Here is a 24,171-nt window from a genome sequence, read left to right as displayed (position 1 = left end):
CTGCTATAATTACGCACTTATTCTGAGCTACAGCCTTATTTAAGCTCAGCAACTCTCTGATTTATCTAGATGTGATTACTATGCAAGCCACCATTAAGGCCGATCGCGGTCTGTTTTCTTACCCTAAATATTGGCCACACTGCCTGGGTACTGCGCCGTTTCTCCCCATGTCGAAGGAAGAAATGGATGCCCTTGGCTGGGACAGCTGTGACGTTATTTTGGTAACGGGCGATGCGTATGTAGATCACCCTAGTTTTGGTATGGCGGTGATTGGCCGAGTACTTGAAGCGCATGGTTTTCGCGTGGGTATTATTTCTCAGCCAGACTGGACCAGCAAAGACGATTTCATGAAGTTGGGTAAACCCAACCTGTATTTCGGCGTAACAGCCGGCAATATGGACTCTATGATAAACCGCTACACGTCTGACAAAAAGCTTCGTCACGATGACGCTTACACGCCAGGCAATGTAGGTGGCAAGCGCCCTGATCGTGCGGTTACCGTGTATTCACAGCGCTGCCGTGAAGCGTTTAAAGGTGTGCCTGTTATTGTTGGTGGCATAGAAGCCAGCTTACGTCGCATTGCGCACTACGACTATTGGAGTGAAAAAGTACGCCGCTCTGTACTGTTCGATTCCAAAGCGGACATGCTCTTTTTCGGTAACGCCGAACGTCCTCTTGTTGAAGTCACTCATCGCTTAGCGGCAGGTGAAGATATTGCCGATTTGCGAGACATTCGCGGTACTGCGATTATCGTTAAAGAAGCCTTACCAGAGTGGCAAGGTGTTGACTCGACCTCTCTAGACAGGCCGGGCAAGATAGACGCCATTCCAAGCCCCTACCAGATGGAGCCCGAGTGCGATTCGCAGGATAAAGACGCCAAAAGCAGTGAAGCGCCAGAAGCCGCCCCCATTGTGATTCAGCCTGCGCAAAAAGAGAAAGAAAAGCGTAAGCCTTGGGAAAACGTGTACGTTAAGCTACCTGCGTACGAGACGGTGAAAGACAACAAGATGTTATACGCACATACGTCGCGTATTTTGCACCAAGAAACCAATCCTGGTTGTGCGCGTGCGCTAATGCAGCGCCACGGCGACAGACACATTTGGATTAACCCACCGGCCATGCCGCTTGAAACCGAAGAGATGGACGCGGTATTTGATTTACCCTATCAGCGTGTGCCTCACCCTGTCTATGGCGATGCTAAAATCCCTGCATACGACATGATCCGCTTCAGTATTAATATTATGCGCGGGTGCTATGGCGGCTGTACCTTCTGCTCTATTACTGAACACGAAGGGCGTATTATTCAAAGCCGTTCTGAAGACTCTATTATTCGAGAAATAGAGCAAATACGCGATACTGTACCGGGCTTTACTGGTGTTATTTCAGACTTAGGCGGCCCGACGGCGAACATGTATCGCCTGCGTTGTAAGAGCCCGAAAGCAGAAGCAACATGTCGTCGCCCTTCTTGTGTGTACCCTAGCATTTGTGCGCACATGGATACGGATCATAAGCCAACTATCGATTTATACCGCCGTGCTCGTGAATTGCCTGGAATTAAAAAGATATTGATTGCTTCAGGCGTGCGTTACGACCTAGCGGTAGAAGACCCGGAATACGTGAAAGAACTGGCTCTTCACCACGTAGGCGGCTACTTAAAGATCGCTCCAGAACACACCGAAGATGGTCCTCTTTCAAAAATGATGAAACCGGGCATGGGCAGCTACTACCGCTTCAAAGAGCTATTTGATAAGTACTCACAAGAAGCAGGTAAAAAGCAGTACCTTATTCCTTACTTTATTGCATCGCACCCGGGTACCACCGACGAAGATATGCTAAGCCTTGCGATTTGGCTTAAAGAAAACAAATTTAAGCTCGATCAGGTACAGAACTTCTATCCGTCGCCAATGGCAACGGCTACCACCATGTACCATACCGAGGTAAATTCCCTTCGCAAAGTCACTAAAGACAGTGAAGAGGTGCCTTCTGCAAAAGGTGAAATTCACCGTCGATTACACAAGGCGATGCTGCGTTATCACGACCCGAAAAACTTTGCGCAAATTCGTGAAGCACTTAAACGTATGGGGCGCGAAGATCTGATAGGCCGTGGTCCTCAGCACCTTGTTCCGCCAGAAACAGCAGATGAAAAACGCCAAAAAGCGCAAAAAGGCCGTCGTGGTGAACGCGCACTGACCAAACATACTGGGCTTCCTCCTACCTTTCAGGGCAAGAGCAGCAAAGGCGGTAACGGCGTAAATAAGAGCCGACGTAATTCCAACGCTAACAAGCAAGGTCATGGAAACACAGCACAGCAGCGTAACGACACCGGCGGGAATAAGAATAGAGGCAACGCTTCGAAAGGAAATAATAGTAGTGGCAACAGCCGCGGCCGTACGCAAAAGCAGCCAAGTATGCACAAACGATAGCAGCACAAACGATAGAAACAAAAACGCCCGGAGCTTGTAAACTCTGGGCGTTTTTTTAAGGCCTATTGTCAACGATGACATTGCGCTTTCGTCGATTTGCCTCGACTTATGCCTCGTCCACTATATAACAGGTCACATTTTCAAGCTTGGTAAGTTCCCCACTTTGGTCGTTACGCAACACGCACTGTTCACCATCACTTAGCAGCGTAAAACTATAAACAGGGTTGTCGTGCCTTCCGTCAATAGGTAATCCCCTACTATCAACCTTTGCTTTACGCTCAATCGTAATGCTAGCGGTTTGACTGAATGCATCCTCGGCTATCGTTATGTTTAGACCACCAAACCAGTTGCTGATCTTACTTTCAATAGCTTGCTTTTGACTCACACTGATGGATTTGGTTACTGCCTCGTGTAACTCAGCCTCCTGCGTTGTCGCGCATCCGCTCGCCGAGAGCAAAAGTATGGCGAGAGGTGCAGCTAGCAGTCTTCCTTTTAGCAGTTTTCCTTTTTTATTAGGAAGCGACATTACTTGCGCTCCTGAATAACAGGCTGATTTATTTTGTTGTGTAAAATAAAGTTCTCTTTGCGTTGTTCAGGCTTGTCGATAGGAATGAGCTTTTCGCCCCCTAACGCACTTTGGTTACTGCGCAGTGCTTTGACATCCGCCACGCCGTTTGACGTGACAACTTCGGGACATGAGCCTGTAGCAGCATATTCCAATGCGGCTGACAGCATCCCTTCATTTGGATCACCCAAGCTTGCGGTAAAGTCATCTTCAACTTCACACCCCGGCAACTCAAAATCGAAATTAGGCGTGGTGGTAGGCATGAAACCATCAGCATAATCACCAAACCCTTTGTTATTCACCCCTTGGAACTGGATAGTAAAGTAGGTCTCACCGCAATTGTCTGTTGGGTAGAACCCATACGGCTTACCACAAGTAGTAGAGCCAATTTGCACTACTTCTACATCAATACCACGAAGTGCATTCATTACCGCTTCACTTGCTGAACATGTTGCACCCGTGGCTAAAACGTAAACCTTCGTCAGCGAAAGGCTAGGCAGAAGCGTGTCGGTAAGTTGCCCTGCGTTATAGTCAATAACATTGCGGTAAAACGGTGTTGGACGAATAGTCTCTCCGGTGACAGGGTTGGTGTTTGGGTTTTTATCGTTAAAACGCAATGTTTCAAAGGTTGCGTTATTGGTTTGGTTCGGACCCGCTATCATATAGGAAAGCTGTGAAGCTAGCGCCAAACGTCCTCCGCCGTTGTAGCGAAGGTCAATAACGAGCTCGGTCACATTTTCTTCAACAAACATATCGAACGCATCAATTAATCCTTCTTGCGCGGTAACGATAAAGGTATTGAATTGGAAGTAGCCCGTTTTGCCGTTTTCGGTATCGAGTACCTTTGCGTTTTGAACCGGCGTTACGCTGATATCGCCGGAGGTGATGTCTACTGAGAGAGTTGAACCATCAACCTGCACAAACTCAAAGCTTGTAACCGTACCTGCGTCTTCCGGAAACAGAGCAGCATTAATCGCATTGACGCCCTGCTGCGTGTTGTCATTGACAAAGTCGACGCCGTTTATACGCGAAAGGGTTGCACCGCGAGGCACGCCAGCAGTAGCTGCAGGTGAACCCGGCTCAGTGAATCGCACTGTCAGTACTCTCGGCACGGTTGTTGAACCAAATTCCCAATCAAACCCATAGCCCGATGAAATCCCCGATTGAGACAGTTCGTTATATTCGGCAGTGTCCTGTGAAAAGTGGAAGTTATCTTTTGGCGTACCGCTTGGCGTTAGCTCATTGGTTTTAAGCTGATCAAAATATCCCAACACTGAGAAATTTGCAGGGTCATTGTCATCTACTTCGTCGTACCACAAGTAAGTGTCATTAGTCCAAGTACGTAGCCACAGCTTTTCATCCATGGCGGTACCTTGTGTATCTGGGTATGCCCTATTAGTAAAAGGATCAATACCGCTTCTAGGAGTCTCACATTTCGCTAGATATTGAGATTGCGGTTCATACACCCCCGCTTCCCATTCTGGCTCTGTTGTTACAGGTGTCGTTGGCGTGGTAGGCGTTGTCACCACAGGAGGGGTATTAGACGAGCCTGAGCCGCCTCCACATCCAGCTAGAAGAGAAATCGTGACTGCAAGTGCAACAGAAGAATACGTATACGCTTTCATGATTTAGAAAATATCCTTTTAAAACGGCTAGCCCAAAACTATTAAACTTGTGCTAAAAACAACTTTTATTAGCATAGCCGATAGTGACATATCCTTCTAAGCGTAACTACATAACAAAAGTTTAAAATGTTTCGAAATGTAAGAAAACGTGTTGCAGAGTTGATGAGTAAGTTTCATTCGTGACGCGTATCGCTCTATCGCGGTAGAAAAGAAAACTACTTATTCTGCCGTAACAATATGCTTATTATCGTCTCTAGTTTAACTGCAACACACCTACTGCTCGTGCAGTTAAGCTACTCACATATACACCTTCATCGGTCTGTATTGCGCCTGTAACAAAGGGAAATGCACCGCTAGGGTCTTGGTAACTTTGTAAAACCTCTCCGCTTTCACTTATTTTAACAAGATGCCCGTATGCTTGACCTTGCGGGCGCATGAACTGTGGCAGACGCTGTACAATTTTACGAATGAAAGGCTTGTTAGATAGAGCGTCAACGGGAGCGGAGCGAGGCGAAGCAAGACCCAGAAAGTACGCGCCGCTAGTTGCCTGGCTGATGTTGTCTGGGAATCCCGGCAAATTATCAATCACGACCTCCACTTGACCCTGTTTGGGCCCAACTAGCCAATAGCGCAACACGCGATATTTACCGGTTTCGTTGACCAACACTGAATTTTGATCATGGCTTATTGCGACACCATTCGCAAAAACCAAACCATCCATCAGTACATTACTCGTTCTACGTACTGGGTCGTACTCTATAAGCCTGCCATTGCCTCTATGTTCCAAAATTTCTAGCAGGCTCGCTTGCAGCGTTCCCCCATACTCTTTGGCAGAGAACTTGGTAGTTGCGTCAGTGAAGTAAATATTGCCGTTGTCGGCAATATCCACATCGTCTGCATATACAACGTTAGTGTTTTCTACTTGGTTAACCAATACCGTTAGCTCACCTTCAGGGTCTGCAATTAGCAATCCGCGATGAGCATCGGCGATTAATAAGTTGCCGTTGGTATCAAACTCGATACCGAGCGGACGTCCACCAGTGTTAATCCACGGAGTAAATGCTACCTCACCTTTTTTCTTGAGTAATACCGCACCAGAATGAGTGGCGGTTGCAATAGTTCCCGCAGCGTTTATCGCAAAATCCTCCGGCCCTTTATCTGCGCCTAATTCAATAAGCGAAAGATCTGCCAGACGGTTGTTTTCCGCAAACTCCCCCGAAAATCCGCTACTGCTCGGTGCTTGCCAGCCTATTGGCGCAATGGGAACTGGCCACAATAGTAAATACCCTAAAACCAGAATGACAACGCCACCGAATACCTTCATTTATGCTCTCCTACAAGCAACGCATGTTGTGTATCTATCAACCATAGCAAGCAACCCTCCGATACTCTGCTTTCGTTTATAAATAGAACACTATCATCCAGAGCTTTCTAAATAGCGCATATTTGAATATGCATTACAAATTCGTTAGGTAGCATCCATTCCCCCCTTCAGATCGTTTGTTTATAAAATGCTACAGAGGTACGTCATGCCATTTTATGCAAAAACACTCGGAGATAATCACGCTAAGCAAGTAGACAAAGAACTACGTGCGAGCCACGCGGGAGAGACGGGAGCCGTTTGGATATACCGTGGTGCTCTATTCGCCGAATGTGTTTTAAAACTGGTTAATCTTTCTGGCACAAAAAGCGAGGCACAACCCTTCATACATGAGCACCTTAAAACGGAAAGACGACACCTCGCCGTCTTTGAAAACGAAATGCCGCTTTTTAGGGGAAGTTTTATTTTACCTGTATGGATAGCTTCTGGGTTTATCACCGGTTTTATTCCAAGACTTTGCGGTATTAATTGCTTTTACTACACCATTTACCGAGTAGAGCAGTTCGTAGATTCGCATTACGAAGAACAATGCAAGCGCATTTCTGCGTTAGCCATCCCCCCTTCAAACGTTATAAATCGGTTTAGACAATGCCAAGCAGATGAACAACATCACAGAGATGAAGCGCTGCTCCTAATGACGAAAAGGCCGTCGTTATTAATGAAATTATGGGGCACAGCCGTTGAAAAAGGCTCTTCTATTGCCGTTGCAATCGCAAAAGTGATTTAAGTTTTCGAGCTTATGCGCAGTGACCTGTGATAAAAAATAGGCATCAGAGAATTTATTAATTGAAAAAAAAGAGACGCTTTTAGAGTGGGAAAAAAGGACAGAGTTCGGCTACCAAAACCCTGTGACAACTGCGGTATCAATGCCGACACACAGTTTCGTATTCGATGTGGTGATGAAGACACGTGGCGTATAGTATGCAAAGCTTGTCAAGAACGAGCAAAGGCCAGCAATGGCTATATGTATGGCGGTACGTGGAAAAGAAAGAAGCGTAACTAAGGGGCTTCCTGTGAGCCCCTAATAGTTACGATAAGATTTAAGCATTCACTCTTTTTTCTTGCGCTGATTGAGGCGCGCTGTTACTCGCGTCGGTTTCAATCTGTGTTTCTGCATTTTTAGCTCGCTTAATCAGCGTATTAGCACGATAAACACTCCACACCACGTACACCACCATAGGTATATTAAGCTGAAGTGACGCAACCGATAGCGTCGCGCTTTGGTGCACAGCCGCATAGGCTATGAGTAACACCATTACGCTTAGGCCTGATATAAGCAACCATATCGGCTTTGTGAGTGATTTAACTCCCACTGTAATGCCGGTATTAAATAGCATAAGGCACCAAAAAACGGCGATGAGCGAGCCTGTAAAAAACATATCTGCTACAGCAGTTAATGCGAGTGCACTCACACTACCCCACACCGTGCTGTACCAAAGCCTGCTTGCTAACGGCGGATGCGCCTTCTTAGACAGCCAAATCTCCATACCCGACACGCAAAGCATGGTCAGCATTACACCAAGAACAAAGTACAGCCATTTGCTGGTAAGGCCGGCGAAGTCACCGAAGTGCAAACGGTACATCGCCCATACCAACTGCTTACCCCATTCACCGAATTCATAGCCGGCCACACCGATAAAGTTACCCGCCGTATCGAATCGATAGCCTTCTGCGTAGATCATTCTATTGGGTGCCTTGGCATATATTTCGATGAACTGCTCTGGTTTACCGACTTCGTGTACCGTTAAAAATATTGGCGACTTTTCTGGCGCTAGCGTTTCCATTTGTGCAAACGCCCTACCAATAGCCGGTTTACCTTCCTGTGGCGCTAATACAGGGTCTGGCGTAAAGATTTTCTGGATAACCGCGTCGCGATCGCCTTCGTAATTTAGTGAGGCAACAACCACCAAAATGATCCCTGCCATACCAAAATATGCGCCTGTTATACCTATAACTAAATGAAAAGGCGCTGCCCATAGTCCAAAACGGTTGTGCAAATCAATTTGTGCTTGCTGACCGTTGCCACCCCGTCGAAGTTTAAAAGCATCTTTTGCTATTCGTTTGTGAGCAATAATTCCAGTGACGACAAGGGTACAGATGATAGCGCCCAAAGCGCTGACCAAAATCATTCCCCAACTTTGTGGCAAATTGAGATACAAGTGCAAGTTCACAAGCATTTCGGTAAAAGACACGCTTTCTTGCTCTAATAAGTTACCTTCACTGTCGGCAAAGTAAGCAGCATGATCGTTTTCTACCACCAACCGAGGGATATCTGATGTAGGGAAAACCACATAAAGATGGTGAGACTCTTGCGTATTCTGAGCCAAAAAGGTGTCCATCGCCTTTTCAACAACATCAGGAGAAACATTCTCCATTTCTTCAATATGCGGCTGTTCCCACCTTTCAAACTCTAAGTGAAAAACCGCAACGGTCCCAGATAAGCACACCAAAAAGAGAAGTACACTTAGAAAAACGCCTACCCAAGTATGTGCATTTAATGCATTTTGTTTTGTTATTTTATCCATCGATATTCACCTACATGGGGAGGAAAATAAGTATTGGTAGGCAAAGCGCAGCCAAAACTGCGTAAGCAACAACAACTTTAATTTTGTGGGCGGTAGCAAGGTAGTGATAAACAATAAGACCCCACAAAATTGGCAACAGCACGATACCTGCAGCCAACTTCCCTGCTATTGAGAATGGTAGTAGCGCACATAGTCCTAGCGTCAATAACACGCTCACAACCAATAAAACAACCAGCACCACAATGTAGTTTGCGATGTTCCCTAGAACTGTACGTCGCGAGAAATCAAAGCTCCTCGGCTGAGGTACATTTTTTGGCTGAGGTAAATGCGTTTGGTTAAACGCAATAAAAGGCCACACTAAAATGGAAGGAATACACAGCGCATATAGCACGCCAAACTCCCACCCCTGAGCATAAGACCAGCACACTGCTGCAACCAGCCATACGACAAGACCCAAATAAAGATACGTTGACGCTTGAGCGCGCCAACTTTTATAAATAACACCTAAGGCTGCAAGTGTTAAACCACCCGCTGCAACTGAAAGCATGATAAATCCTTAAAACGAATAGGTTAGCGACGCGTTCACTGTTCTGCGTACACCTGGGAAACAGTCACCTCTGAATAAGCAAGACGTGAGATATTTTTTATCGGTCACATTTCTTACATTCAGCTGCAAATTCAAATTATCTGCTAGCTCGTACGACACCATCAGGTCACCAAGGGTGTAGCTAGGCGTGTCGTATCTGATGATACCATTCTCAGAAACTGATTCTCCCACGTAGCGAATACCAGCTCCTACCGTCAGCGCTTCAAGCTCAAGTGGAGAATAATTTACCCATAGGGATGCATTGCTGTCTGGCTGTGCTGACAACGAAAAACCGTTAGGATCTTCTGCATCCAAGACCGACGCCGCAAACTGCGCTGTTATCTGGCCAAAGTCTACGCGCCCTTCTAGCTCAATCCCTTCAATGGTCGTTACGCCTTGCTGTTGCGCCGCTTCGTCTGGTAATCCGTTAGGATTAGGAAGGTTTGAAACTTCAATATCGTAATACGCCAGCGTGATAAAACCAGGTACTGACGAGAGTTCATACTTAATCCCTGCCTCGTATTGACGACCTTCTTCAGGCTTAAGCTGGTTGTTATTGTTATCTAGTCCCACTACCGTCTCGAACGACTCAGCGTAACTAAGGTAGGGAGAAATGCCGTTGTCAAAACGATACAAAATTCCAGCTGAGTATGATGTTTGCGTGTCATCCTGCTCAGTTACGCCCGTATCATTATCAACGCGGTCGTGACGTAGGCCTAGCGTTACCCGCCAGTTTTCATAGGAAATTTGATCAGACAGGTATAACCCCGTGTCCGTGACTGTCTGTTCAGGCGCATCGTTGTAGATTGCGTCGAAAATGGCTTGCTCTGGTGCGCCTGTGTACTCAGGGTTAGCCAAGTCCAGAATGTACCTAAAATCACCTTGTAATACCCCACCACCAGCATAGTAAGCAGAGTTGGCGTCAGTCTTAACATGTTGATATTGTACACCCGCTAATAACTCGTGTTCGAAAGCGCCTGTTACAAAGCCCTTGTTTACACGAATATCAAAAGCGTGTTGCTTAAACGTATTGTCTGCTTGATAAAACGTTCTCGGCACAAAGGTATCGGTAGGCGCGACCGGTGCCCCTACAAAAGCGTTTAGATAGCGAGTACCGCCCGTAAAAGTGGGCCACGCTTGGTGGTAGTCTGCCTCACCATCTCGCCATAAGGCAGTAAATGAAAGTGACGTTGTATCGTTAATCAAGTGCTCGCCAAGCAAAGTAACTTGGTTCGACTTAGTATCAAATTTATTAAACCCTGGTTCACCTGCGTAAACATCTTGGTCGGGTAAATAAGTGCCGTCAGCCAAAGGCAATAATGTGCCTTCCACAGGAATAAACTGCGCTGCTGTATCACTATCAGTATCTTGGAATAACCCGATTAGCGTTAGCGTTGTATCGTCAGAAGGCATGAAGGAAAGTGACGGCATGAATACTTGGGTATCATCGCTAACATAATCAACCTGAGAGTCAGCATTACGATATATACCAACAAAACGCCCCATCCACTTATCATCTTCAGACAGGCTGCCGTTTACATCCACCCCAACTTGCGCGCGGTCGAAGTTTCCGTAGGACAACACCACTTCGCTTCCTTTGCCTAACGTGGGCGTTTTTGACACATAGTTCATTATGCCACCGGGAGAGCCCTGACCGTAAAGTACAGAGGCAGGCCCCTTAAGCAGCTCAACCTGTTCCATTGTGTAAATTTCAGCTCGCGTAGAATTATAGCTGCCAAACAACTCTTGAATTGAGTCGCGATAGCGCGGAATACTTAATCCTCTGGAAGAGATTGAATCGACTCGGGTGGCGTATCCGTATGACTCCCCCGTCACGCCCGCCATATAGGTGGCAGACTGAGAAAGATTTAACACACCTTTTTGCTTTAAATCTAATGCGGTTTCAATGGAAATTGTACGGGCGAGTTCAACAATCGGTGTATTTGTTTTTGTTGCGCCAAACGGAGAACGCATGCCCACTACTTCAATCTTTTCTACTGCATTCGCTTCTGCTTTTTCCGCTGTTGCTTCTCGCTTATCTATAGCTAAGCCAGCGCCACTTTTATCTTCCTGAGCATGTGCGTGAGACACTAAGATAGCCGCTACCGCCAAGCTGAGTAATTTCTTATTCATGTTAAGTGTTTTCTGTTATTAATTTTTAAGACCCATCAATTCGCCTATTACAAGAATGAAGTGAACTGAAGGCTGCATTAGTACTTTCGTCTAATTTAGCAAAAATTTACACAAATGATAACCAGTATCATTCACATTAACATCAATAAGTAACAGAAAACGCGTTAACCGAGGTTGTTAAGTAACATAAAGATACGCGCATACAAAAAAGCCGAACTAACAGCGTTAGCTCGGCTTTAATTCTCATGAGAAGTGAAAGGCTAATGACTATGCCGCTTCACTTTCCTGTTCAGACTCAACCACTTCATGGCTTAATAAGTATTCAAATGCAGCAAGCGATGCTTTCGCTCCCTCACCCATTGAAATAACAATTTGCTTATACGGTACTGTTGTTACGTCACCGGCTGCAAATATACCCGGCTCAGATGTATGACACTTAGTATCAACGATAATTTCGCCATACTGTGTCATGTCTACCGTGCCCTTCATAAACTGACTGTTAGGCACAAGTCCAATTTGAACAAATACACCTGCAAGTTCACGGGTGTGCACTTCGTTAGTTGAGCGGTCTTGGTATTCAATTGCGTTCACTTTGCCATTTTCAGCAGTAATTTGGCGCGTTGCCGCGTTCTTGATAATGGTAATATTACCGCGTTTTTGAGCTTGATCGATAAGTACCTTATCCGCTTTTAGTTCTGGCATAAATTCAAATACCGTCACCGATTTTACAATGCCAGCAAGGTCAAGTGCTGCTTCAATACCTGAGTTACCACCGCCAATGACCGCTACGTCTTTACCTTTGAAGAAAGGGCCGTCGCAGTGTGGGCAGTACGCAACACCATTACCGATGTTCTCTTTTTCGCCCGGAACACCAAGTTCTCTCCAGCGTGCGCCTGTCGCAACAATAACCGTGCGAGTGCGGATCTGTTCGCCAGAAGAAAGCGTAATGGTTTTAATATTGCCTTTCTCAATGCTATCAACGCGTACGTGCTCTTTGAGCGTAATGTCGTAATCGCGTACGTGCTCCATCAAGTTACCAACAAGCTCAGGGCCCGTTGTTTTAGGTACTGAGATAAGGTTCTCGATACCCATGGTATCTTTAACTTGGCCGCCAAAAGTTTCAGCAACAATGGCAACTTTAAGGCCTTTACGGGCACTGTAAATCGCCGAAGCAACGCCTGCTGGACCACCACCGATAACCGTTACGTCTTGAAGTGGTAACGCATCGCCTTTGTTTGCTTCTTTAAGGCTAGGGTCGCGTTCAATTAACTTGTTGATAAGCACAGAGGCATCAACTTTACCATTCGCGAATAGCTCGCCATTAAGGTATACGCTAGGAACACCTTGGATGTCGCGCTCTTGAATTAAATTTTGATATAACCCGCCGTCGATCATTTCGGTCTTGATGTTAGGGTTAATCAAAGCAAATTGATTAAGTGCCTGTACGACTTCAGGGCAGTTGTGACAGCTTAAGCTAATGAACACTTCAAAATTAAGTGGTTCATTCACCGCTTTCACCATCGACTTAACGCTATCGTCTAGCTTAAGTTCAGTACCCGCTGCATGCAGCATGGCAAGTACAAGCGAGTTGAACTCGTGACCGCCAGGGATACCAGAAAAACGAATTCCCGTATCTTCGCCGTCAGCTTCCAACAAAAAGCTGATTGCACTGCGCAACTCACCATTTGTGTCACGCTCTTCTACGTTTAATTTTTCGCTTACTGAAGCAATGTCGGACAGAAACGTCACAAGCTCTTCACGCTTGCTATGTTCACCGGTCTGTACGACAAAGGTTACGTTTTTTTGCATTGACTCTGCATATGATTTCAATGCTTGTAAAATTTCTTTAGTTAACACGGTTATTCTGCCTTATTTTCGACACGCCGATCCCCGCTAACCTTTTGAAAGGTCAACAACATAAGCGGAAATTGGAAATTAATATCAGGGAGTGGAGACCCACCCCCTACAAATTATTTGCTTAATACTGTGCTATGCACAAAGCGCTGAGCTTTCAAATATTAAGCGCTAAGCGTGCTGCTTAGATTTTGCCTACTAGGTCAAGTGAAGGTGCTAGTGTTGCTTCGCCTTCTTTCCACTTAGCTGGGCAAACTTCACCTGGGTTGTTTGCAACGTACTGAGCGGCTTTAACTTTACGTACTAGGTCATCTGCGTCACGGCCGATACCTTCAGAAGTGATTTCCATCGCTTGGATGATGCCTTCTGGGTCAACAACAAATGTAGCGCGGTCAGCAAGACCCATAGTTTCACGCATACAATCGAAGTTACGAGTGATTTCGCCTGTTGGGTCGCCAATCATTGCAAATTTGATCTTGTTGATCGTGTCAGAAGAATCGTGCCATGCTTTGTGAGTGAAGTGAGTGTCAGTAGATACTGAAAATACTTCTACGCCACGTGACTGAAGTTCTTCGTACTTGTCAGCGATGTCGCCAAGCTCAGTTGGACAAACAAATGTGAAGTCAGCTGGGTAAAATACGAAAACTGCCCATTTACCTTTGATGTCTTCGCTGCTTACGTCTACGAATTCGCCGTCTTTAAATGCAGTTGCTTTGAAAGGTTTGATAGCAGTATTAATCAATGCCATGTTTAATTCTCCATTTGGTTTAAATTATTTTCGCACGTTAAACACATACGAATACAAACTTTACTTTTATTGTGTCGACATGGTTTTGCAGTTTTGTGAAGATAATCACGTAACGCAAAATTCATGTCTCTCGAAACTGGTGATAAGAATAGCGCGCACAATCACAAAAAACTAATTGGTAAAAATGAATCGCTTAATCAGGTTATTGAATTGAACGATGAAAATTGAGTCAAAATAGATTGATTGTTTTGCAATACGGTTTCACCGGCTAAACTCTGCTGAATGAGAAAACTATGACCCATTCCCGACTACAGCGCATCTCCCACGAAATAATGCTAATCGACGGACACGCGCCATCTCGCACTTTGGCAAAGCATGCAAAAATGGAGGTCAGCCCCTTTGTTTTCTACAGAGGCAGTGCGCAACTGTTTTACGCTGATATAAAAGCTGGCCTTATCAATTTTCCTAAAGAATGCGAGACAGTTCCCCTCACCAGCGTGATGGGAGACTGTCATACTTCCAATTTTGGCTTTCTCACAGAAGAAGGGTCTCACGGAGATACAGTGATCTTCTCACCCAACGACTTTGATGATGCGTGTGTCGGCAAAGCACATTGGGATGTGCTTCGTTATCTCACTTCATTGCACCTTGCCCAGATACATTGCCTAGGCACCGTTGATGGAAAGTATGCGTGCGATAACATCGACATCACTAAACCTGTTGTCAGCCACCAGCAGGTTATTAATGCGCAATACGCATTTATTGAGCGTTATGTAGAAACCTGTAGCCAAGTAGTAGAAAACGCCATGGTGATTAATGAAGCCATAGACTACTGCCCAGATGCCGTGCCAAGCAAGCTGACCAAACTATATAAAAAAGCCAAAGCTCGTAGCGCAGGAGGAGAAGACTTCACGGTTAAAAGTGCGCTGGCTAAAGCCGTTCATTTTGATGGCAAGACCTTGGGGTTTAAGGCCAACAGTGAGAAATTTTCTACCCTAAGCCCACAAGAATACGCCACGCTACTAGAAGCTTTTGCTCCCTACATGGACGATGCGGTAGTCGATATAGTGAAACGCCTGGACGCGGGCACCGGGTCGGTAAATATGGCGCGCTACTACTTTTTAGTAGGACCAGCAAAACCACATAATTCAGCAAGCTTTGCGCATTGTCATATTGTAGAGGTTAAGCAACAACGTGTTGCGGCGCCTATTTATTATTTTCCAGATTTTAACCCGGTTAATCGCCTAAATGCGGCACACCTTACAGCTCGATGCCAACGAAGAATGCAAAGAAAACCCGACTTAGTGCTTGATGAAGTTAAGTTTGAAAATGCGCATTACCTGGTTCGCTCCCGACATCACGCTAAAGTGGGAATCGACCCACAAGATATTGCAATGGGAAATAAAGCGATAAATGGTGGCTTTGAGTATTTTGCCGAATTGTGCGGGTATAGCCTTGCGCTAGCTCACTGCCGAGGCGATAGAAGAAGTACACGATTCGCGTCGTCAGCATCAACATCTTTTTCTCAAGTAAAAAGCCTGCTCGTAAAAATAGCAAATCTTTATACAGAACAAGTAGTTGATGACCATGCGCTGTTCACTCGTGCGCTGAAATAAAGATATCAATAAAAAGCGTATTTTTTACCAGGCGAACAGTTGTTATAGACATGTCGTTAGCATTACTTAACACCTATATTAGCTTTTGGTTAAGAGTTAAAGGTATGAGTAAACTTACCTATAGATGATAAGGTCATGATATTTAAGCAATATTTTAAAAACAGCTTGAATAAGGTTAAGTCATTCCTATCCATTACAAATGCCCTTAGTGTAGTTCAAGCAATAAGAAAATTGCGCTTCACATATCACTCTGTTTTTTCTATTTCGGCAAAAGCAGAAACAGTAATTATGTGAATTAAAAATAATGAAAACTACAAAGGGAAAATGACGTGAAAACATCATTAACTTTACTATCTGCAGGAATCATTTCTGCACTTTCTTCAACCGCCATCCAAGCTAACGATTTAGTCATTAGCGGTGTTATCGATGGACCGTTAAGCGGTGGTGTTCCAAAAGCAGTTGAACTTTTCGTAGTCAATGACATAGCAGATTTATCTGCCTATGCCCTTGGAACTGCAAACAACGGCGGCGGTACTGATGGCGAAGAGTTTACGTTTCCAGCTGGTGCGTCTGCAAGCGCTGGTACTTATATCTACGTAGCATCAGAAATTGATGGATTTACTGCGTTTTTCGGTTCTGCACCAGACTACGATACTTCATCAATGGGTATTAATGGTGACGACGCTATTGAGCTTTTTAAAGATGGCAGCGTTATTGACACGTTTGGCGATATCAACACCGACGGTAGTGGCACCACGTGGGAGTACTTAGACGGTTGGGCATACCGTACGTCAGGTCAAACAGCAAATGGCGGCAGTTTCGAAGCATCTAACTGGACTTACAGTGGTGTTGACGCGCTTGATGGCTCGACCACTAACACTGACGCTGCAACGCCGTTTCCAGCGGGTACATTTACCACTGAAGGTGGCGGTGACGTTGTAGAAGTTCCAGAAGAGCCTGCTGTTGAGCTAGGTATTTGCGGTGCAGACGCGACACTTATTAGTGCTATACAGGGCAGTGAAAGCAGCTCTGCTGAAGTTGGCAATAACGTTATAATTGAAGCTATTGTAACTGGCACACGTGCTGGCGGCTTCTTTGTCCAAGAAGAAGCGTCTGATTACGACGCTGACGACGCCACGTCTGAAGGCTTATTTGTAGAAGGTTCTGTTGACGTTGAAACAGGTAACCTGGTTCGCCTTTACGGTGAAGTAGAAGAAAACTACGGTATGACCACACTTGCTATGGATAGTGATGTGGCTGCACTTGATTGTGGTACAGCGGATGCTGTAGCAGCGGTAGAACTTTCTATGCCGTACGAACTTGACCTTGAAACCGTTGAAGGTATGGTTGTTAGCGTGACTGATGCAACAGTGACGAGTACAAACAACCTGTGGCGTTTTGGTGAAATCGTTGTTAGCGACACAATTAAACGCCAACCAAGCGACGTAGCTGCGCCTCTGTCAGAAGCATATACTGCGGCAGAAGAAGCGAGCGAGACAAGCCTTCTTACAATCGAAGATAACAGCAGCTCGCAGTACCCAGACGCTCTTAATTACTACCCTACTTTCAGCTACGCTAATGCTATTCGCATTGGTGATTCGGTTTCTGCTGCTGGCCCACTAAACTACAGTTTTGGCACTTACAGAATTAATCCAAGCGACGTTATCGAAGTAACATCTTCTCGCGAAGCAAACCCAGTGGTTACAGAAGGCAACCTATCTATTGCTACGTTCAACGTGCTTAACTACTTTAATGGTGAAGTAGATGCAAATGGCGACGTAACTTTCGATTATGACGAAAACCGCGGCGCAGACGATGAAGTGGCGTTTGAATTGCAAGAGGGTCGTATCGTTGAAGCTATCGTTAACCTTAACGCAGACGTTGTCGGTTTGATGGAAATCGAAAACGATGGTTTTGGTGAAGATAGCGCTATCCAATCTCTAGTTAATGCTATTAACGCCGAACTTGGTGAAACCGAGCAATACTCATTCATCGCAACCAGTGATGGCAGTGAAATTGGTACGGATGCGATTACTGTAGGCTTGTTATACAAAGCTACAGTAGTGACGCCAGAAAATGATGCCATGGTAGTTGCTATGCCAGAGCAACAAATTGATGAAGATAGCCTGGCACGCATGCGCCCAAGCCTTCTTCAATCGTTTGTACACACTGAAAGCAGCAAATCGTTCCTTGTTGCCGTGAATCACTTTAAATCAAAAGGTTCACAATGTGCAGAAGATGTGGCGGAAGCGCCGTCTGAAATCACCACGATTCAGGGTAGCTGTAACGCACTTCGAGTATCGGCAGCTATCACATTAGGCAACGCGCTAAGTGATGAGAGCCTGCCAGAGCGCAAGGTTATCTTAGGCGACTTAAACGCTTATAGCGCTGAAGATCCAGTAGCTGTACTTACCGATTACACACCTGAGTCTCGTGGTTACACTATTACGACCGCGGTCAATACAGGTATGGATGAAGGCTCGTCAGTGGACGTAGAGTCTAGCTTCGGCTATCACAACTTGGCTGAAGAGTTTGATGCAGAAGGCTTCTCATATTGGTTCTACGGAACTGAACAGGTGGGTAGTTTAGATCACGTACTAGCAAGTGAAGCTATGCTTGCAGACGCCATTGACGGTGCTCACTGGAACATCAACTCAGTTGAAGCTTACCAGTTGCAGTACGATCAAGCGCTTCGTTATTACCCAGATGAAGACGGTTACGCCTTTACTGATGTTGGTCCATTTAGAAGCTCAGATCACGACCCATTCATCGCAACCTTTGACCTACAAGCAGACGTAGTTGAAGAGGAAGAAGAAGAAAACAATGATAGCTCAGGTGGAGCAATGGGAGGAATTCTTGCCCTGCTAGCTGCAGCGATTGGCTTTCGTCGTCGTTCGACTACTGTTAAGAAGTAAAAAGTGAAAGAAAGAAGTACACGCTTAACGGGTGTGCTTCATTCACATAAAAAAAGCTGCCTCAATGGAGGCAGCTTTTTTATTGGTACTCTTTTTAATAACAGTCTGTGTAGTAACCGTTATGCTTTAACAGCCACCACACCAACTAAGTCAGCAGCGTTACTGTCGTCCACTTCTATACCTATTCGGCTTATGTACTGATCGCGCTTTTCAGCCTGGGTTGGCGACAAGTCACTGCTTAAAAGAAGCTTCGCCGCTTTATGGGCCGCTTCCATCTGCTCGTCTGTTAAATTATCCCCTAAATGGATTTGAGTAATAACTTTTAACAAGCTCAGTGCAACTTGTTTGTCTTTAGGGGACAGTGTTAGTGCCTGGCGTAAATTGTTGAAGGCTGGCGACAACCGATTCTCTTTGTAGTTAACCGCAGCCATTTGCTTAAGCTCTTTTGTGGTAAATTGAATTTCAGTACGTTCAATCGACTCTTGATTCAGGTATTCATTTACCACTTGAGAAGTAAACGTGTCCCCTTCAATTTGCTTTCTAAGCTTATCTAAAATACTCACACAGTGTTCACGCATTCCTAACTCGTGAAATGCTTTCATTTTATCGAGGCTATCTTCCATCGAGAGTCCGTCGGTAGATGCCGAACGATCCTTCATCAATTTTTCAGCCCCTTTTTTGTCGTCTCGCAAGCACAAGACACGCGCTTTTACGACGTCAATCTGCTCGCCAAGCTGAGACTGCATGCCCTTTTGTTGTTTCAATTCTTCCAGTTCAGATTCTGCGCGTTTCATATAGCGTTCGCCTTCTGTACTGCCAAGACTTGTGGCTAAATCAATGGTTGAACGAATAACATTGAGCGTTAGCTGAGGTGAGTCATGGATAGAATTTTTAGCAAATTTTGCCATATTTTGAACAGCTGAAAGTTGCCCTGCCTTATCGTGGTTCAATCGAGCAAGATCCCATAACCGTTTGTTACGCTCAATATTGCGAGGTGCTAGCCTACTCGCCTCTTTCATTTGTTCGTAGGCAATATCGAACTGCTCTTTCTCAATAAAATACTGAGCAAGCAAGTCAAAGGTTAAGAATCGCGTGTCGTGGCGCTGCAATAAGTCATCAACCAGTAGCTGGGCTTCTTCTAATTCATCTTGTCGAAGCAACGACCGGGTTAAACCAATGTGAACCCACGCATGATCCATGCTCTGCAATAAGCTTCTAAAGTAGTCTTCCGCAGTTTGATAATCGCGAAGCTGCAATAAGCAATCACCAATTAAGCGTTTAATTCTGGTGTGATACTCCGATAGCGAAGGATCTTTTAACTGGCGCTCTGCATAGTACATAGCGGTGGAATAGTCCCCCACCTGCATACAATGAAGCATTTTATGTAGCTTTAACCTTATTTGGATAAGGTATTCCAAACGCAGCTCAATTTTGTTGCGCTGAAGAGGTTTGACCCAAAAGTCATCCGGTTGCAATTCAACAATACAATTAACCAATTCAGGCGATGTCTCTGCACTGAGAAAAATGACCGTGGTGGTGTCGTTGATGTGATTGAGGTGTTTTAATTCTTCAAAAAGGTGAAAGCCATCTTTGTCGTGACTGACGTTAAACGCCAGTAAAACAAAGTCGTATTGTTTTGCAGCACATAACCTTTTCGCGTGAAAGGCATTAAAAGCACTGCTTACGTTTTTTATTCCAATTTCATGCAAAGCTGATGACACTACATCATGTACAAGCCCCTGGTTATCGATAACCAGCACATGTAATTCTTCTCTTGGGGTTGGGGCAGGTATTTTTTCCAGCATTTACCAATCACTTCTAACGTCTTTTCCCTAAGCGTCGTAATAGAATACTTGCTATTGCGACGGCACAATGTTGCGCGAGCTGTGCGCGAGAGGAGCTGGCCCATAATTCAAACCAGTTTTGTAATAATAGCGCGCATACAGCCTAAACTTATTATACATAAGTCTTGGTTTTTAGATACACGTGCGTTTCACAACGTGATTAGTGCTTTTATCGAGGCGGATCAATCGCGTCGTTAACGCTTCCGTTAACCCTAAACCAACCTGCAACCGAGTGGCGGCTGCGGGCAGCAGGTAATACTTCATGAGGGAATTGTTCGCTCAAAAAGACAACGAAAGTACCTTTCGTTGGCAGCACCCTTGTTCCAATTAGATCACTTTCATCAGCGTAGAGCACGAGTTCTCCCCCATCTTCTGAAGTCCAGTCGTCATTCAAATAGGCGACTAAAGACAACACGCGATTGCCCTGACCTTTAAACGCATCTACATGGCGTTTGTAAAATTTACCCGGCTCATAGCAGGCAAAATGACTTTCAAAAGAAAAAAGCCCCATAAAGAGCGAACGATTTACATACTGCTGCATGGCTTCACACCACGAAAGCCACAAAGCGCCTTCGCTAGATGAACCTGTAATCCAGCAAATCTCGTCCCCTCTAACTTTTTCAGCCTTTTGATAATTCTCTGCGCGACCAATACCTGCCGCTTGATATTCAGCTTCAGAGATTGAACGCTGGCAGGCCAAAAGTGCTTGTGTAATGAAATCAGGTAAACCATGCTCTTGAATAGAAAAGCCTTTCGTGACTAAGTCATCGACGATATTTTCAAATATGGCTTCATCGAAAACGTGAAGAGGCTGATACGACGCAAGTTGTTCTCTATTCATCAGAGCATTTCTACCTTTGAGCGGTTAACTAATCGTGTAGTTAGGAGCGGGTTGTGTACGTTAAAAAACTAGCGAACTTATACGCGGGGTTGAATCCTATAGCAATTGCATCACCACGCATTTTCCGCGCTATTTTTTTATCGATAAAAGAAAAATTATTTGTCGTTAAGAAGTCGCACGCTTCTTGCTTATTTAATATCAATTTTAAAGAGAGCAAATGACGGTAAAGGTAAACTAAATCAATAAGTAAACCGAAGTGTATATTTTAAGAGGGTTGATTGAGAGACTTTTCTTCTGCCCTTGTTTCCGTTGCCATTACGTCTGCACATACGGATTGTAATTAACAGTTGAAAAACGCATGGCAAGGCGGTTTAGTAAAGATATACGCAATGTACGTATTAAAATTTTTAGCAAAAAGAGTAACCCATGAGTCAAGATCAAACACAAATAGAAGAAACGGAACATCATCTAGACTTAAGAAATTTGAGACTGGACGACTACAACGATGTTAAAGCGTTAATGGATGAGGTATACGCCAACGTTGGAGGCGCATGGCCTTACTCTAACTATAAAGCCCAAGTTACTACATTTCCCGATGGGCAAATATGTATTGAAGATAAAGGCAAAGTGGTCGCTTTCGCCATTTCAGTGATTGTAGATTATGACCAGTTTGGGGATAAACACAGCTACGACGAAATTACGGGTGATGCTTATTTGACCACACACGATCCTAACGGTGATGTGCTTTATGGTGTTGAGGTAATTGTTTCACCCGAGTATCGAGGTCTACGCCTTGGTCGTCGTCTCTACGAAGCGCGTAAAGAGCTCTGTCGTAACTTGAATCTAAAATCCATTATGGCGGGCGGTCGAATCCCGAACTATAAAAACCATGCGCATGAGCTGTCGCCTTATGAATACATTGAGCAAGTCAAGCTCAAAGACATCTACGACCCCATTTTAACTTTTCAACTTTCAAATGGATTTGAAGTCAAGCAAGTCATGTCGGCTTACCTTCCAGAGGATGAAGCCTCACAGGGTTATGCGACGCTACTTCAGTGGCACAATATTTATTATGAACCGGGCACGCCTTCGCTCATCGCCAGCAGGAAGACCAGCGCACGAATCGGATGTATTCAATGGCAAATGCGTTACTTCAATAATGTAGAAGAGCTTTTACAACAAGTAGAGTACTTCGTCGATGCCTTGTCTGACTATTCTTGCGACGTTGCCCTGTTCCCTGAGTTTTTCAACGCGCCATTAATGGGCCTGAGCCCGTCAGATTCATCAATTGACGCAATTTGGCATTTAGCGACCTATACCGATGAGATTTTAACTGCCGTGTCTCATTTGGCCGTATCGTACAATATTACGATTATCGCAGGTTCTATGCCTGTGGTAGAAGAGGAAGAGCTCTATAACGTCAGCTACATCTGCAAACGCGACGGCACGATTGAAAGCCAGTATAAGCTTCATCCAACACCTCACGAAAAAGAAGATTGGATAATGAAAGGCGGAAACAGCCTTAAGACATTTGATACCGACTTCGGCAAAATCGGCGTTTTGATCTGCTATGACGTGGAGTTTCCAGAGCTTGCGCGTATTCTTGCCGATCAGGAAATGCAAATTTTGTTTGTCCCCTTCTGGACAGATACCAAAAACGGTTATTTGCGCGTGCGACGCTGTGCGCAGGCCCGCGCTATTGAAAACGAATGCTACGTGGCAATTGCAGGTAGCGTAGGTAACTTACCCAAAGTGGACAACGTAGATATTCAATATGGGCAAACCGCGGTTTTCTCGCCAAGTGATTTCGCGTTCCCACATGACGCAATTGTCTCTGAGACCACGCCAAACACAGAAATGACGCTCATTGTTGATTTGGATTTGGATAAACTCACTAAGCTTCAAAATGAAGGCTCTGTGCGGAATTATCTTGATAGAAGACGAGATTTGTATCGCGTTGAATGGATCGGCGATAAGCAGTAGCGCTACGCTTTAAGGAAATTCTCGGATTTTATGGCTTATGTATAATTGACATTAAGCATAAGCCGTAGAATTTCCTTTAATTTAGCGATAACATGCTTTAGCGCGCAAATATAAATGTGCTGTCTTCTTATTGACTTAAAGCATCTAAATGCGATGAAGTTAGCACTACATAACGAGATTATAAATTTACTATGGCAAATAATTCGAAAAACGATGAGTTCCCAACCATTAGATTGGATGAAGAAGACCGTCGTGATTACCAAACAAAACGTCAGGCGGCGCCAACAAAAGCAACGCCTCCACCTTCATCTGCCCCATCAGCAAACCGCCAACCCTCTGGTGGTGGAAACGGTAATGGAATCTGGGTTGTATTCGTTGCCGTCATCGCCTTGGCCGCCTGTGGTGGTTGCTATTACCTGTACACCATGCTTGAGCAACAGAAAGCGGTTGCTGAGCAAGCGGAGCAGCGCATTTTGCAGTTAGAAAACAAGTTATCTGCTACAGGTGAAGAAATTGGTGAATCTACTGTTGCCCTGCAAGTTAAAGTTACTGAGCTAACCAACAAGACAAACGAGCTTTGGGAACAAATGGATAAGTTGTGGGCGTCAGCTTGGCGTCGTAATCAACAAGAGATTGCTGATCTTGGCGACCGCGTAGGTAACGTTCAAAACGCCTTGAATAAGAACATCAACTCAGTTTCAGAAAATGTAAAATCGCAAGCAGCGGCCATTGGCTCGGTTAAGAATCAACTTGCTTCGTTAGCTGATGAACTGCTCGCTGTTAATGTTCAACTTGAGCAAGCAGCAAGCGATAAACAAAGCGCTCAGCAAAGCGTACGCAATTTAACCGACAAATTGTCTGTGTTAGAGCAACGCAATACGACCTTATCTGGCCGCATTACCAGTTTGGAAAACGAAATTCGCGATATAGCAACCAAAGTAGTATCTAGCGGTGGTTCAACGGGTGGAAGTGGTTCGGCTCCTTCAGCTGCAGGTAACCAGTAAACCAGATTAAATCTGTTGCAATAGTATACAACCGAGAATAAAAACCACGGTTTAACGCATAAAAAAGAAAGGGGCGAATCGCCCCTTTCTTTTTGCCGTGATAATATTGCCCTCTTTTGAAATATATA

The 24,171-nt window shown here is 45.0% G+C and carries 17 protein-coding genes; 7 read left to right on the top strand and 10 right to left on the bottom strand.

Annotation, left to right across the window (positions count from 1 at the left end; all coding sequences use genetic code 11):
• Positions 1-80 precede the first annotated feature (80 nt).
• Entirely contained in the window at positions 81-2,423 is a 2,343-nt protein-coding gene (locus tag AWH61_RS05945) for a YgiQ family radical SAM protein (RefSeq protein ID WP_075176467.1), read from the top strand.
• A gap of 106 nt (positions 2,424-2,529) precedes the next feature.
• On the opposite strand, the gene AWH61_RS05940 is transcribed toward AWH61_RS05945, so the two are convergent.
• The 3 genes from AWH61_RS05940 to AWH61_RS05930 form a co-directional block, all read right to left on the bottom strand.
• The gene (locus AWH61_RS05940) at positions 2,530-2,949 is read right to left on the bottom strand and encodes a hypothetical protein (RefSeq protein ID WP_075176466.1); all 420 of its coding nucleotides are present in this window, start codon (positions 2,947-2,949) and stop codon (positions 2,530-2,532) included.
• Complete coding sequence (locus AWH61_RS05935; protein WP_014949275.1) at positions 2,949-4,613, bottom strand: S41 family peptidase; 1,665 nt, start codon at positions 4,611-4,613, stop codon at positions 2,949-2,951. Before AWH61_RS05935 ends, AWH61_RS05940 begins: the two co-directional genes overlap by 1 nt.
• Positions 4,614-4,866: 253 nt before the next feature.
• A complete protein-coding gene (locus AWH61_RS05930; RefSeq protein WP_075176465.1) occupies positions 4,867-5,937 on the bottom strand; it encodes an SMP-30/gluconolactonase/LRE family protein in 1,071 nt (356 codons plus the stop codon).
• 205 nt (positions 5,938-6,142) lie between these two features.
• Here AWH61_RS05930 and AWH61_RS05925 point away from each other — a divergent pair, with 205 nt between their 5' ends.
• Both AWH61_RS05925 and AWH61_RS20350 read left to right on the top strand, forming a co-directional pair.
• The gene (locus AWH61_RS05925) at positions 6,143-6,721 is read left to right on the top strand and encodes a demethoxyubiquinone hydroxylase family protein (RefSeq protein WP_075176464.1); all 579 of its coding nucleotides are present in this window, start codon (positions 6,143-6,145) and stop codon (positions 6,719-6,721) included.
• 84 nt (positions 6,722-6,805) lie between these two features.
• Positions 6,806-6,997 carry a DUF8622 domain-containing protein gene (locus AWH61_RS20350; RefSeq protein WP_075176463.1) on the top strand — a complete coding sequence of 64 codons (192 nt, stop codon included), beginning with the start codon at positions 6,806-6,808 and terminating at the stop codon, positions 6,995-6,997.
• Positions 6,998-7,034: 37 nt separating this feature from the next.
• On the opposite strand, the gene AWH61_RS05915 is transcribed toward AWH61_RS20350, so the two are convergent.
• From AWH61_RS05915 to ahpC, 5 genes are all read right to left on the bottom strand, one after another.
• Positions 7,035-8,519, bottom strand: coding sequence for a PepSY-associated TM helix domain-containing protein (locus AWH61_RS05915; RefSeq protein ID WP_075176462.1), 1,485 nt, complete (start codon positions 8,517-8,519; stop codon positions 7,035-7,037).
• 10 nt (positions 8,520-8,529) lie between these two features.
• Positions 8,530-9,066 carry a hypothetical protein gene (locus AWH61_RS05910; protein ID WP_075176461.1) on the bottom strand — a complete coding sequence of 179 codons (537 nt, stop codon included), beginning with the start codon at positions 9,064-9,066 and terminating at the stop codon, positions 8,530-8,532.
• A gap of 9 nt (positions 9,067-9,075) precedes the next feature.
• The gene (locus AWH61_RS05905) at positions 9,076-11,238 is read right to left on the bottom strand and encodes a TonB-dependent siderophore receptor (protein ID WP_075176460.1); all 2,163 of its coding nucleotides are present in this window, start codon (positions 11,236-11,238) and stop codon (positions 9,076-9,078) included.
• A gap of 267 nt (positions 11,239-11,505) precedes the next feature.
• A complete protein-coding gene (ahpF, locus tag AWH61_RS05900; protein WP_075176459.1) occupies positions 11,506-13,095 on the bottom strand; it encodes an alkyl hydroperoxide reductase subunit F in 1,590 nt (529 codons plus the stop codon).
• A 181-nt stretch (positions 13,096-13,276) separates the two neighbouring features.
• Complete coding sequence (ahpC, locus tag AWH61_RS05895) at positions 13,277-13,834, bottom strand: alkyl hydroperoxide reductase subunit C (RefSeq protein ID WP_425291745.1); 558 nt, start codon at positions 13,832-13,834, stop codon at positions 13,277-13,279.
• A gap of 299 nt (positions 13,835-14,133) precedes the next feature.
• Here ahpC and AWH61_RS05890 point away from each other — a divergent pair, with 299 nt between their 5' ends.
• Both AWH61_RS05890 and AWH61_RS05885 read left to right on the top strand, forming a co-directional pair.
• Positions 14,134-15,456: a DUF2252 family protein gene (locus AWH61_RS05890; RefSeq protein ID WP_075176458.1), complete on the top strand. Its 1,323-nt coding sequence runs from the start codon at positions 14,134-14,136 to the stop codon at positions 15,454-15,456.
• A 329-nt stretch (positions 15,457-15,785) separates the two neighbouring features.
• Positions 15,786-18,371: an ExeM/NucH family extracellular endonuclease gene (locus AWH61_RS05885; protein WP_075176457.1), complete on the top strand. Its 2,586-nt coding sequence runs from the start codon at positions 15,786-15,788 to the stop codon at positions 18,369-18,371.
• A 119-nt stretch (positions 18,372-18,490) separates the two neighbouring features.
• Here the strand turns inward: AWH61_RS05885 and AWH61_RS05880 are convergent, their stop codons facing one another.
• Both AWH61_RS05880 and AWH61_RS05875 read right to left on the bottom strand, forming a co-directional pair.
• Positions 18,491-20,176, bottom strand: coding sequence for a response regulator (locus AWH61_RS05880; RefSeq protein WP_075176456.1), 1,686 nt, complete (start codon positions 20,174-20,176; stop codon positions 18,491-18,493).
• Between the two features lie 208 nt (positions 20,177-20,384).
• Positions 20,385-21,056, bottom strand: coding sequence for a 2OG-Fe(II) oxygenase (locus AWH61_RS05875; protein ID WP_014949263.1), 672 nt, complete (start codon positions 21,054-21,056; stop codon positions 20,385-20,387).
• Positions 21,057-21,482: 426 nt separating this feature from the next.
• Here AWH61_RS05875 and AWH61_RS05870 point away from each other — a divergent pair, with 426 nt between their 5' ends.
• Together AWH61_RS05870 and AWH61_RS05865 are read left to right on the top strand one after the other, a co-directional pair.
• Entirely contained in the window at positions 21,483-23,039 is a 1,557-nt protein-coding gene (locus AWH61_RS05870) for a bifunctional GNAT family N-acetyltransferase/carbon-nitrogen hydrolase family protein (protein WP_014949262.1), read from the top strand.
• A 191-nt stretch (positions 23,040-23,230) separates the two neighbouring features.
• The gene (locus AWH61_RS05865; RefSeq protein ID WP_014949261.1) at positions 23,231-24,043 is read left to right on the top strand and encodes an AAA family ATPase; all 813 of its coding nucleotides are present in this window, start codon (positions 23,231-23,233) and stop codon (positions 24,041-24,043) included.
• Positions 24,044-24,171 lie beyond the last annotated feature (128 nt).

This window comes from Alteromonas sp. W12, from assembly GCF_001924945.1.
GTDB classification, from domain to species: Bacteria; Pseudomonadota; Gammaproteobacteria; order Enterobacterales; family Alteromonadaceae; genus Alteromonas; species Alteromonas macleodii.
This window is presented reverse-complemented; position numbering and strand designations above follow the sequence as displayed.